The 11,023-nt window shown below is 44.0% G+C and carries 12 protein-coding genes and 4 tRNA genes; 3 read left to right on the top strand and 13 right to left on the bottom strand.

Features of this window, described 5'->3' with window-relative positions:
* Positions 1 to 119 precede the first annotated feature (119 nt).
* The 11 genes from rplL to A6D97_RS09410 all read right to left on the bottom strand — a co-directional run bounded on the left by rplL (position 120) and on the right by A6D97_RS09410 (position 5,491).
* Complete coding sequence (gene rplL / locus A6D97_RS09460; protein WP_017060525.1) at positions 120 to 488, bottom strand: 50S ribosomal protein L7/L12; 369 nt, start codon at positions 486 to 488, stop codon at positions 120 to 122.
* 57 nt (positions 489 to 545) lie between these two features.
* The gene (gene rplJ / locus A6D97_RS09455) at positions 546 to 1,040 is read right to left on the bottom strand and encodes a 50S ribosomal protein L10 (RefSeq protein ID WP_017060524.1); all 495 of its coding nucleotides are present in this window, start codon (positions 1,038 to 1,040) and stop codon (positions 546 to 548) included.
* A 250-nt stretch (positions 1,041 to 1,290) separates the two neighbouring features.
* Positions 1,291 to 1,995, bottom strand: a complete 705-nt coding sequence (gene rplA, locus A6D97_RS09450; RefSeq protein ID WP_017060523.1) for a 50S ribosomal protein L1 — start codon at positions 1,993 to 1,995, stop codon at positions 1,291 to 1,293.
* Positions 1,996 to 1,999: 4 nt separating this feature from the next.
* A complete protein-coding gene (gene rplK / locus A6D97_RS09445) occupies positions 2,000 to 2,428 on the bottom strand; it encodes a 50S ribosomal protein L11 (RefSeq protein ID WP_010435555.1) in 429 nt (142 codons plus the stop codon).
* 213 nt (positions 2,429 to 2,641) lie between these two features.
* Complete coding sequence (nusG, locus tag A6D97_RS09440; RefSeq protein ID WP_010435556.1) at positions 2,642 to 3,190, bottom strand: transcription termination/antitermination protein NusG; 549 nt, start codon at positions 3,188 to 3,190, stop codon at positions 2,642 to 2,644.
* A gap of 13 nt (positions 3,191 to 3,203) precedes the next feature.
* Entirely contained in the window at positions 3,204 to 3,581 is a 378-nt protein-coding gene (gene secE, locus A6D97_RS09435; protein WP_010435558.1) for a preprotein translocase subunit SecE, read from the bottom strand.
* A gap of 223 nt (positions 3,582 to 3,804) precedes the next feature.
* Complete coding sequence (gene tuf / locus A6D97_RS09430) at positions 3,805 to 4,989, bottom strand: elongation factor Tu (RefSeq protein ID WP_010435158.1); 1,185 nt, start codon at positions 4,987 to 4,989, stop codon at positions 3,805 to 3,807.
* A gap of 94 nt (positions 4,990 to 5,083) precedes the next feature.
* A tRNA-Thr gene (locus A6D97_RS09425) sits at positions 5,084 to 5,159 on the bottom strand.
* Positions 5,160 to 5,172: 13 nt separating this feature from the next.
* A tRNA-Gly gene (locus A6D97_RS09420) sits at positions 5,173 to 5,247 on the bottom strand.
* 39 nt (positions 5,248 to 5,286) lie between these two features.
* A tRNA-Tyr gene (locus tag A6D97_RS09415) sits at positions 5,287 to 5,371 on the bottom strand.
* Between the two features lie 44 nt (positions 5,372 to 5,415).
* A tRNA-Thr gene (locus A6D97_RS09410) sits at positions 5,416 to 5,491 on the bottom strand.
* A 210-nt stretch (positions 5,492 to 5,701) separates the two neighbouring features.
* Between A6D97_RS09410 and coaA the strand changes: the two genes are divergently transcribed.
* Positions 5,702 to 6,625 (top strand): type I pantothenate kinase, encoded by a 924-nt coding sequence (gene coaA / locus A6D97_RS09405; RefSeq protein ID WP_017066910.1) that lies wholly within the window; start codon positions 5,702 to 5,704, stop codon positions 6,623 to 6,625.
* A 7-nt stretch (positions 6,626 to 6,632) separates the two neighbouring features.
* On the opposite strand, the gene birA is transcribed toward coaA, so the two are convergent.
* On the bottom strand, positions 6,633 to 7,598 hold the full coding sequence (birA, locus tag A6D97_RS09400) for a bifunctional biotin--[acetyl-CoA-carboxylase] ligase/biotin operon repressor BirA (RefSeq protein WP_017059800.1): 966 nt from the start codon (positions 7,596 to 7,598) through the stop codon (positions 6,633 to 6,635).
* Complete coding sequence (gene murB / locus A6D97_RS09395) at positions 7,595 to 8,641, bottom strand: UDP-N-acetylmuramate dehydrogenase (protein WP_017059799.1); 1,047 nt, start codon at positions 8,639 to 8,641, stop codon at positions 7,595 to 7,597. The genes birA and murB overlap by 4 nt, the downstream gene beginning before the upstream one ends.
* A gap of 66 nt (positions 8,642 to 8,707) precedes the next feature.
* Between murB and A6D97_RS09390 the strand changes: the two genes are divergently transcribed.
* Positions 8,708 to 9,139, top strand: coding sequence for a GNAT family N-acetyltransferase (locus tag A6D97_RS09390; RefSeq protein ID WP_017059798.1), 432 nt, complete (start codon positions 8,708 to 8,710; stop codon positions 9,137 to 9,139).
* A 91-nt stretch (positions 9,140 to 9,230) separates the two neighbouring features.
* A complete protein-coding gene (pssA, locus tag A6D97_RS09385; RefSeq protein WP_029235079.1) occupies positions 9,231 to 10,571 on the top strand; it encodes a CDP-diacylglycerol--serine O-phosphatidyltransferase in 1,341 nt (446 codons plus the stop codon).
* Positions 10,572 to 11,023 lie beyond the last annotated feature (452 nt).

Raw genomic sequence — 11,023 nt, 5'->3', positions numbered from 1 at the left:
TTTTGCTCGGATTATGACGGTTAAACAGCGGAAATTTCGTCATAGCCCTACAGCGCAAAAAGGCCGGTGGTTAATAAACCACCAGCCATTAGCCTTGCGGCTATGAAATTAAGTAATAATTACTTGATTTCAACAGAAGCGCCAGCTTCTTCTAGCTGTGCTTTAAGAGCTTCAGCTTCAGCTTTGTCAACGCCTTCTTTAAGCGCTGCAGGAGCTGAGTCTACAAGACCTTTAGCTTCTTTAAGACCTAGGCCAGTTGCGCCACGTACAGCTTTGATAACTTGTACTTTGTTAGCGCCAGCAGCAGTTAGGATAACGTCGAATTCAGTTTGCTCAGCAGCAGCGTCGCCGCCAGCTGCGCCACCAGCTACAACTGCAGCTGCAGCTGAAACGCCGAATTTCTCTTCCATAGCTTCGATAAGCTCAACAACTTGCATTACAGACATTTCTGCAACTGCGTCTAGGATTTGCTCGTTAGTAATAGACATAACAATTCTCTTTTAAGTCAACAATAAGTTTAATTTGCAACCAGTGAAAAGCAAGGCTTAAGCCGCTGCTTCTTCTTTTTGGTCACGTAGTGCAGCGATAGTACGAACCAGCTTGCCAGCAGAAGCTTCTTTCATGCACATCATTAGGCGTGCGATAGCTTCGTCGTAAGTTGGTAGTGTCGCTAGTACTTCAGCATCAGTAACTGCGCCTTCAAATGCAGCAGCTTTGATCTCGAAATCTTTGTTCTCTTTAGCGAAGTCTTTGAAAAGACGCGCTGCAGCACCTGGGTGCTCGTTAGAGAACGCGATCAGAGTTGGACCAGTGAAAGTGTCTACTAGACACTCGTAGTCTGTACCCTGAACCGCACGGCGTGCTAGTGTGTTACGAACGACTTTCATGTAAACACCCGCTTCGCGAGCTTGTTTACGTAGAGAAGTCATTGCGCCAACTTCAACGCCACGAGAATCAGCTACAACTGCAGAAAGTGCACCACTGGCAGCTTCGTTGACTTCAGCAACAATTGCTTTTTTGTCTTGAAGATTTAAAGCCATTTGGATTAACCTCTGGTTGTGATTACAGCACCCAATACAAAATGTATTGAGCGTTTACGATGTTATTTAAAAATGAATAAATCCACTTCAAACCACAACATCGCCTACGTAGGTTTTATTAAGCTATCAATAATCTAATGAAAATCGACAGCGCCTACGGTCTTGGGATAGATGATTTCAAATTGCTTTAAAACCACCCAACCACAAATATTAGGCGCAGAAGTATACACTAAATCTGCGCCTAAGCAAATTAGTTTGCTTGAGTATCAAGACTAGCTTGATCAACAGCAACACCAGCACCCATCGTAGTAGAGATGCTTACTTTCTTCAGGTAAGAACCCTTAGCTGAAGAAGGCTTAGCTTTCTTAAGAGCAACTAGAAGTGCTTCTAGGTTCTCTTGAAGTTGGCTAGCTTCGAAAGATGCTTTACCGATAGTAGTGTGGATGATGCCGTTCTTGTCGTTACGGTAACGAACCTGACCAGCTTTAGCGTTCTTAACCGCTTCAGCAACGTTAGGAGTTACAGTACCAACTTTAGGGTTTGGCATAAGGCCGCGTGGACCTAGGATTGTACCTAGTTGACCAACAACACGCATTGCATCTGGAGAAGCAACAACTACGTCGAAGTTCATTTCGCCTTTTTTCACTTGCTCAGCAAGATCTTCCATACCAACGATATCTGCGCCAGCAGCTTTAGCAGCTTCTGCGTTTGCACCTTGAGTGAAAACAGCAACGCGGATGTCACGGCCAGTACCGTGAGGTAGCACTGTTGCGCCACGAACGTTTTGGTCAGATTTACGAGCATCGATGCCTAGGTTAACAGCAACATCTACAGACTCAACGAATTTAGCAGTCGCTAGTTCTTTAAGAAGAGCAACAGCTTCGCTGATTTCGTATTCTTTAGTTGAGTCAACTTTGTCGCGGATTACGCGCATACGCTTAGTAAGTTTAGCCATGATCTTATCCCTCTACCACTAGGCCCATTGAACGAGCAGTACCAGCAATAGAACGTTTCATTGCTTCGATGTCAGCACCAGTCATATCAGCAGCTTTAGTTTCTGCGATTTCCTGAACTTGAGCGTCAGTAACAGTACCAACTTTCTCAGTGTTTGGACGACCTGAACCAGACTTAACGCCAGCAGCTTTCTTAAGAAGAACAGCAGCAGGTGGAGTCTTAGTTACGAACGTGAAAGAACGGTCGTTGTAAACAGTAATAACTACTGGAGTAGGTAGACCTTTCTCAACAGATTCTGTTTTTGCGTTGAACGCTTTACAGAATTCCATGATGTTCACGCCGTGTTGACCTAGAGCAGGACCAACCGGTGGACTTGGGTTTGCCATACCAGCTGCAACTTGCAGTTTGATATAAGCTTCAACTTTCTTAGCCATGATATTTCCTAATATTTTGGGTACATGCGCTAGCCGCAAGGCGAGCTCCCCATAAATTCAATTAACTCTTTTTCACTTCCACAGAAGCAAAAAGGCGCGAAATTATAATCATAATTCGCGCCTTTAACAACCCTAAAAAGGTGATTTTTTATACTCTTTTATTTTGAACAACTTATGAAGTATTTATCCACAGCTTGTTCAAAACTTAGAGTTTTAGTCCAGTTTTTCAACCTGACCAAATTCAAGCTCAACCGGTGTTGCACGACCAAAGATCGATACAGATACCTTAATGCGGCTTTTCTCGTAATCTACTTCTTCAACAGTACCGTTGAAGTCAGCAAATGGACCATCGTTCACACGAACCACTTCACCCGCTTCGAACATTGTCTTAGGACGTGGAGACTCGCTCGCTTTCTCTAGACGGTTCAAGATAGCATCAGCTTCTTTATCAGTGATTGGTGCAGGACGATCAGAGGTACCACCAATGAAGCCCATAACACGCGGAATGCTGCGTACTAAGTGCCATGATTCATCATTCATGATCATTTGAACTAATACGTAGCCAGGGAAGAATTTACGTTCACTTTTACGGCGTTGGCCTGCACGCATTTCCACTACTTCTTCAGTAGGTACTAGCACATCGCCAAATAGTTCTTCCATGTTGTGCATTTTAATATGCTCGCGTAGCGACTGTGCAACACGACCTTCAAAGCCAGAAAAGGCTTGAACTACATACCAACGTTTTTTTGGAGCTTCACTCATGAATCAGAACCCTCTACACCCCAGTTGCTAGAGAAACTAGACGGACCATAATGCCGTCAATTCCCCAAAGCACTAGAGACATAACAATACATACAGCTAAAACGATCAATGTAGTTTGCATAGTTTCTTGGCGAGTAGGCCAAACAACTTTACGAATCTCCATGCGAGATTCTTTTGCAAAATCGATCGCAGCTTTACCTTTAGTTGTTGTTGCTGCAACGCCTAGTGCGGCAGCAATCAGCACAACTACACCTGCAGCGCGAATTACAACAGACAATTCACCATACAGGTAATTACCCACAACAGCAGCAGCCAACAGAACAAAAGCGACAATCCACTTCATTGTATCTGCTGCACCTGAGCTATCAGGAGTTTCAGCGTTTGCTTTCATAAAACCAACCTGTGATAAGTCTTAAATATAGACGACAATAACCCCGCTGTTGCAGGGCACATTCCTTTGCGTTGCAAAACAACACATCTAACAGTCATTTTAGTCAAAAAGACCGTTTAATTCTTTGCTAAGAGCAAAAATCGATGTCAAAACATCCAACTCTTTTTTTAGCGCAGAAAAAGGGCATCAAATGATGCCCTTTTTACTAGTGGTTCGTCAAATCTTATGCAAAGATTTTAGCTACAACACCAGCACCAACTGTACGGCCACCTTCGCGGATTGCGAAACGTAGACCTTCGTCCATTGCGATTGGAGCGATTAGCTCAACAGTCATTTGAACGTTGTCACCTGGCATTACCATTTCTACGCCTTCTGGTAGAGTGATGTCGCCTGTTACGTCAGTTGTACGGAAGTAGAACTGTGGACGGTAACCTTTGAAGAAAGGAGTGTGACGGCCGCCTTCGTCTTTAGAAAGTACGTATACTTCAGACTCAAACTTAGTGTGTGGGTTGATAGAACCTTTCGCAGAAAGTACTTGACCACGTTCAACGTCATCACGCTTAGTACCACGTAGAAGTGCACCAACGTTCTCACCTGCACGACCTTCGTCAAGCAGTTTACGGAACATTTCAACACCAGTACAAGTAGTAAGAGTAGTCTCTTTGATACCAACGATTTCTACTTCGTCACCTACACGTAGGATACCGCGCTCGATACGACCAGTTACAACAGTACCACGACCTTGAATTGAGAATACATCTTCAATTGGTAGTAGGAACGGTTGGTCAACTGCACGCTCTGGCTCAGGAATGTAAGAATCTAGTGCTTCTGCAAGCTCAACGATCTTGTCTTCCCACTGCTTCTCGCCGTTTAGTGCGCCAAGTGCAGAACCTTGGATAACTGGTAGGTCATCACCTGGGAAGTCGTATTCAGAAAGAAGTTCACGAACTTCCATCTCAACTAGCTCAAGTAGCTCTTCGTCATCTACCATGTCACATTTGTTCATGAATACGATGATGTAAGGGATACCAACTTGACGACCAAGTAGGATGTGCTCACGAGTTTGAGGCATAGGGCCGTCAGTCGCAGCAACAACTAGGATACCGCCGTCCATTTGTGCAGCACCAGTGATCATGTTTTTAACATAATCCGCGTGTCCTGGACAGTCTACGTGTGCGTAGTGACGTGCTGGAGTATCGTACTCAACGTGAGAAGTTGCGATTGTGATACCGCGCTCACGCTCTTCTGGAGCGTTATCGATAGATGCGAAATCTTTAGCAACACCGCCGTACACTTTTGCAAGTGTAGTACAGATAGCAGCAGTTAGAGTTGTTTTACCGTGGTCAACGTGGCCGATAGTACCAACGTTTACGTGCGGTTTCGTACGTTCAAATTTTTCTTTAGACATGGGGTGTCCCTCTAGGTACGGATTAGGTGGCTTAAAATAAGACCACGCAACCAAAAAAATGGTTTTCTTTATTAAAGGAGAAGAAGCTTTAGACTGGTGCTAATACCCAGAGTCGAACTGGGGACCTCACCCTTACCAAGGGTGCGCTCTACCGACTGAGCTATATCAGCACACAAAATGAGTTGGAGCGTGCAGCGGGAATCGAACCCGCATCATCAGCTTGGAAGGCTGAGGTAATAGCCATTATACGATGCACGCAACACGTAACTCTGTTTGAGCTATTTAACCTTTAGAATATGGTGGAGAGGGACGGATTCGAACCATCGAAGGCAGTGCCAACAGATTTACAGTCTGCTCCCTTTGGCCACTCGGGAACCTCTCCAAATTTTGAGCTTTCTCTCGCTTGCCTTATAGGAAGGGAGAAAGTGGTGCCGACTACCGGAATCGAACTGGTGACCTACTGATTACAAGTCAGTTGCTCTACCTACTGAGCTAAGTCGGCACAAGTGGGGCGCATTTTATTGAATGATTTTCCACCTTGCAATAGTAAATTGAAAAAAAGTGCAAAATTCTCTGACCAAACTCCTACATACGGCTATTTAGCTCAAGGTTTACGTCTTTAACCCGCATCTAGTACAGGAAGATATTTTATTTATCTATCGCTTGATGTATTTTCCATGCACTTGTTTTGTTATCCACTATAGAGTTTTGTATGAGCCCATTTATGTCATTTGACCGCGAACGTTGGTCTGAGCTAAGGAATTTAGTTCCGATGACACTTTCTGAGAGCGACTTAAAAGAGCTTCAAGGCATCAATGAAAAGCTCACAATGGAAGAGGCAGTAGAGATCTATCTACCGCTATCTCGTCTATTGAACCTCTATGTGGCAGCCAGACAGAATAGAAACTCGGTACTCCACCAATTTCTAGATAAGAAAGAGAAAGCGCCACCTTTTATCATCGGTATTGCGGGTAGCGTAGCTGTTGGCAAAAGTACCACTGCGCGTCTGCTTAAAGCCCTACTCTCTCGCTGGGAAAACCACCCAAAAGTTGAACTAGTGACAACCGATGGCTTTTTATATCCAAACGAGGTGTTAGAAGAGAAAGGGTTGATGAGCAAAAAGGGCTTTCCTGAATCTTACGATATCAAGCGTTTAGTGAACTTTGTTTCGGATGTAAAAGCTTGCAAGAGAAATGTCACAGCCCCTGTTTACTCGCATCTTACGTACAATATTACTGATGACGTTAAGTGCGTCGACCTACCAGATGTGCTTATTATTGAAGGGCTTAATGTTTTACAAACCGGAATGAATTATCCACACGAGCCACATCGCGTGTTTATTTCAGACTTCCTTGATTTCTCACTCTATGTTGACGCTGATAGCCAACAAATCAAAGAATGGTACGTCAATCGCTTTATGAAATTCCGCGATGGCGCGTTTACTAAGCCTGGCTCTTACTTTAGTCATTACACTAAATTATCGAACCAAGCCGCATTGGACAAAGCAGAAGGTATCTGGAGTTCAATTAATGGCTTGAACCTTGAACAAAATATCCTTCCGACAAGAGAAAGGGCTCACCTGATTCTACGTAAAGGCGCAGATCATATGGTTGAAGAAGTGTTACTAAGAAAATAGTAACGCCTTAGTCGCCTTTTCTTAGCGATATCTCGCCACCAATATAGCTCTCGACACCATTCTCAGTTTTGAGCAATACAGCACCTTGTTCATCGATGCCTTGAACAACACCTTCAATTTCTCTAGGTCCAATGATCAATCTAACATTGCGACCTAAGAAATTATCCAAGCGGTTCCAACGCTCTAAAAAATTGGACATTCCTTTCAACTCGTAGTCGACAAGTGACTTATCCCAAGCATTGATCAGAGCCTGCGCTAACTGGTTACGGTCTGGCACCTTCCCATCACACACTTCTTTAAGGGAAGTCCATGGCTGGCCAATACCTGATGTTGTTGGATCCATGGATAGGTTTAGCCCTAAACCAATCACAATATGCGCAGCGCCACCAGACTGTCCTGACAGCTCGACCAAGATACCTGCAAGCTTCTTGTCATTGTGGTAAAGGTCGTTCGGCCATTTAAGCTTTACACCTTCTACGCCCATCTCTTCCAAAGCTTCAACAACAGCTACACCAACCACAAGGCTTAAGCCCATTGCGGCAGCCATCCCCGCGTCGAGTCTCCAATACATTGAAAGATAGAGGTTTGCACCAAATGGTGATACCCACTCTCGTCCACGGCGTCCACGACCCGCAGCTTGATATTCAGCAATACAGACAGAACCCGATTCGAGGGTGTTAGTGCGCTCTAATAGGTGTTGGTTTGTAGAACCTATGATGGGAATGAGTTCAAGAGAAGCATCGCGACTAACTGCAGACAATTTGTCTTGGTCAAGCATATCCAAACGACTGGCTAGTTTGTAACCCTTGCCTTGTACTCGGTAGATATCTAAACCCCACTCTTGAATACCTTTAATGTGCTTACTGATAGCCGCTCGTGATACGCCAATCATTTCACCTAGGTCTTCACCTGAATGAAACTCACCGTCAGCAAGACATCTCAATAGTGCAAGCTTGGTACTGTGCTCTCTCATGCCAATGACTCCAAAGCCTTATCCAAGTTTGTCTCGCAGTCTCGTCCCATAAAGCGCACTTCATGTTCCAATCGAATATCGAATTTATTCAAAACGGACTGGCGCACTCGCTCTGCAAGCTTAAGGATATCCACAGCAGAAGCCTCATCATAATTGATAATAACCAATGCTTGGTTGGGGTGAACCTGAGCGCCACCTTCTGTCACACCCTTGAACTGGCATTGATCAATCAGCCAGCCAGCAGCAACTTTGATCATGTCATTACTCTCATAACCAACCATATTTGGATATAGAGCTAACAAGCGATCAAAATGATCTTTGGTGATCACAGGGTTTTTGAAGAAGCTACCCGCATTCCCTTGGACTCTAGGGTCTGGCAGCTTACTTGAACGGATAGCACACACTTCATCAAATATAGTGCGAGGGGAGAGCGTATCGGCTGCTAGGCTTTTTAACGGGCCATAGTGATTGCATGGCTCCCACTCTTTCGGCAACGTTAAACCAATCGCAACAACAATCGCTTTATCGTAGAGAGCGTGTTTGAAAATAGAATCTCGGTAACCAAAGAGACACTCTTCTTTGCTTAATCGCTTAACTGTATAAGTATCCAGACACAGGATATCGACATACTCGCATACGTCTTGTAGCTCAACACCATACGCACCAATATTCTGAATCGGAGCAGAGCCGGAACAGCCGGGTATCATTGCTAGGTTTTCTAGACCACCCAGCCCTTTATCCACACTCCACTCAACCAAGCTTGGCCAATCCTCGCCACCACTCACATGCAGTAGGTGATGACTGTCCGTCTCGGCCAGCTCAATCCCGGCTAATTTATTCACGATGACCAGGCCAGCGAAGTGCTCAGTAAAAAGCATATTACTGCCCTTACCCAGTATTAACTTAGGCAAAGCTGACCATTTAGGGTCTTTGTAAAGCGAAATAAGTTCTTCGGTAGTGGTGACTTCAACCAACGCATCACACGTCTGATCGATGGAAAAAGTATGAACATTTTTTAAACTAGCATTGAGATGGAATTGCATGGCGATATTCAATTAACTTACACTGCGGTCATTCTACAGCAGATAAACCAATGGCGCAGTGACTGAATGAACAATGTCATCATTACTCAATTAGACCCAGTAAAGGTTCCCCTAGTTAAACGTTTCTATAAAGAACATTACCCAACGGGAAAAGCGAATAAGAGTGAACTGATCTATTCGTTATTGCTGAATAACGAACTGTGCGGTGTCGTGCGTTTTCGTACAATAGAAAATAATCGCTTACTTACCGGTATGGCGATATCAAAACAACATCGTGGTCAGCAATTAGGCTCCCAGCTTATGGATTATTGTGCGCAACATACGCTTACGGAAGATGATTACTGCTTTGCGTACGCTCATCTCACCAATTTTTACGCGCGACACAAATTCGTACAAGTAGACCCTAAAGATCTACCAAATGGTTTAAGAGTTTTATACGAGCGCTATTCGAATAGCGGAAAAGATCTCATTCCTATGCATTATCAGCAAAATTGTTAGAGAATGCCTCGATTATCTAGTATTTGGTGCTATCCCTTTGGTAAAATTAAAAGTTCGCAATTTTGCATATTTTTAAGGTAAAACAGTCAATATGATTGCCAGTAGGAATCCATTCATACAGTTGCCAACCATAGCGCAGAATCCTGACAAGTTTGAAGTACTACTATCAGCGCAAGAGTTTCGAACTCGCCTACTTGATGAAATATCTCGCGCAACGACTCGTATTAGTTTAGTCGCTTTGTATCTTGAAGATGATGAGGCTGGCCGTGAGATCCTAACTGCCTTATATGAAGCAAAGCAAAAGAATCCAGAATTAGACGTGAGCGTTTGTGTCGATTGGCACCGGGCGCAGCGTGGATTGATTGGCGCAGAGTCTTCTGAAGGCAATGCAGCCATGTATAAAGAGTTCGCAGAGAAATATCAACATTCTGTGCCTGTCTATGGCATTCCCGTTCGCGGCAAAGAAGTCTTTGGCGTATTGCACTTAAAAGGCTTTATCGTCGATGATAGCGTGATATACAGCGGTGCAAGCCTTAACAATATCTATCTGAATTACCATGACCGCTATCGCTTTGATCGTTACCATGTTTTAAACAATGCAGCTCTTGCTGACTCAATGTTTGCCTACGTACACGAACAGATGGTTGCGGACAGCGCTGTTTATGACCTGGCTGATAAGAACAAGCCTGCGACCAAAGAACTGAAACCAGCGATTCGTCAGTTTCGAGCATCATTGGCAAGGTCTCAGTATCAATTCGAAGGGCAAGAGGTTTCAGCAGAGCAAGTGGCTGTAACACCATTGGTTGGTATCGGTAAAAGACGTAACCGTCTGAATCAGGGAATCAACCAACTCGTCGCTCAAGCTAAAGATGAAATCTTCATCTGCACACCTTACTTCAACTTCCCACCTAGCCTAGCTAAAGAAGTGAAGAAAGCACTTAAGCGTGGCGTAAAGGTCAGCATTGTTGTTGGTGATAAGACAGCGAATGATTTCTTTATCTCACCAGAAGAAGAGTTTAAAACGATTGGTGGTTTGCCATACCTTTACGAACTGAACTTACGCCGTTTCGCTAAAGCGAATGAAGCTCATATTGCTAGCCGTAATCTATCAATTCGACTTTGGCAACACGATTCCAATAGCTTCCACCTAAAGGGCATTTGGGTAGATAAGCGCTACATGCTACTAACAGGTAATAATCTAAATCCACGCGCATGGAAGTTGGATCTAGAGAACGGTATCTTTATCCAAGATAACTACCATCACCTAACAGACAAGTTTCAGGCTGAAGTGGATAACATCCTTCAACACACTCAGCTTATCTGTACTTATAAGCAGTTAGACAAGGTAGAGAGCTACCCGATGGAAGTTCAGAAGTTGATTCGTAAGATCACTCGTGTGAAAGCCGATAGGGTGCTTAAGCAAATACTGTAGTCGATGTATTAGAGACACTATTTATCAACGCCTAGCAAACGCTAGGCGTTTTTGTATCTACGAGATAGCTATTTAGGTTTGTTTGATGGTCTTTCGAATCAACATCTCTATTTATGCACAGTGAGTGTGATAGCTTGAAGTGTTAAGCATCCTACCTTTTCCTTAGTCAGTCTCAGGGTTCCAGATACGTGTATCAGGTATGGTTTAGATAGCAGCTAAACGAGTACCAATACGAACATAATCGACAATTACCCTTTACGTATTCAAGCAATAAAGTCTCACTCCTTAGGGCGAAGTACGTACGCGATAGAGAATTTCACATAGTAAAACAATCAGATTAGTGCTCTGCTCTATTTAGCTTAACTACCAGAGTTAGAAGTAATACCAATCCGGAAAACTAACTGATCAGGTCAATCCAATCTCTTGTACACATTTTTGTGACGCGATCTTTG

The organism is Vibrio sp. ZF57 (assembly GCF_001691235.1).
Taxonomy (GTDB): domain Bacteria; phylum Pseudomonadota; class Gammaproteobacteria; order Enterobacterales; family Vibrionaceae; genus Vibrio; species Vibrio crassostreae_C.
This window is presented reverse-complemented; position numbering and strand designations above follow the sequence as displayed.

Bases quoted from the DNA above. Each gene is read 5' to 3' on its own strand.
- murB (WP_017059799.1), bottom strand. From the start codon at position 8,641: ATGCAATTCCATCTCAATGCTAGTTTAAAAAATGTTCATACTTTTTCC.
- rplA (WP_017060523.1), bottom strand. From the start codon at position 1,995: ATGGCTAAACTTACTAAGCGTATGCGCGTAATCCGCGACAAAGTTGAC.
- nusG (WP_010435556.1), bottom strand. From the start codon at position 3,190: ATGAGTGAAGCTCCAAAAAAACGTTGGTATGTAGTTCAAGCCTTTTCT.
- rplK (WP_010435555.1), bottom strand. From the start codon at position 2,428: ATGGCTAAGAAAGTTGAAGCTTATATCAAACTGCAAGTTGCAGCTGGT.
- birA (WP_017059800.1), bottom strand. From the start codon at position 7,598: ATGAGAGAGCACAGTACCAAGCTTGCACTATTGAGATGTCTTGCTGAC.
- A6D97_RS09390 (WP_017059798.1), top strand. From the start codon at position 8,708: ATGAACAATGTCATCATTACTCAATTAGACCCAGTAAAGGTTCCCCTA.
- tuf (WP_010435158.1), bottom strand. From the start codon at position 4,989: ATGTCTAAAGAAAAATTTGAACGTACGAAACCGCACGTAAACGTTGGT.
- rplL (WP_017060525.1), bottom strand. From the start codon at position 488: ATGTCTATTACTAACGAGCAAATCCTAGACGCAGTTGCAGAAATGTCT.
- pssA (WP_029235079.1), top strand. From the start codon at position 9,231: ATGATTGCCAGTAGGAATCCATTCATACAGTTGCCAACCATAGCGCAG.
- rplJ (WP_017060524.1), bottom strand. From the start codon at position 1,040: ATGGCTTTAAATCTTCAAGACAAAAAAGCAATTGTTGCTGAAGTCAAC.
- coaA (WP_017066910.1), top strand. From the start codon at position 5,702: ATGAGCCCATTTATGTCATTTGACCGCGAACGTTGGTCTGAGCTAAGG.
- secE (WP_010435558.1), bottom strand. From the start codon at position 3,581: ATGAAAGCAAACGCTGAAACTCCTGATAGCTCAGGTGCAGCAGATACA.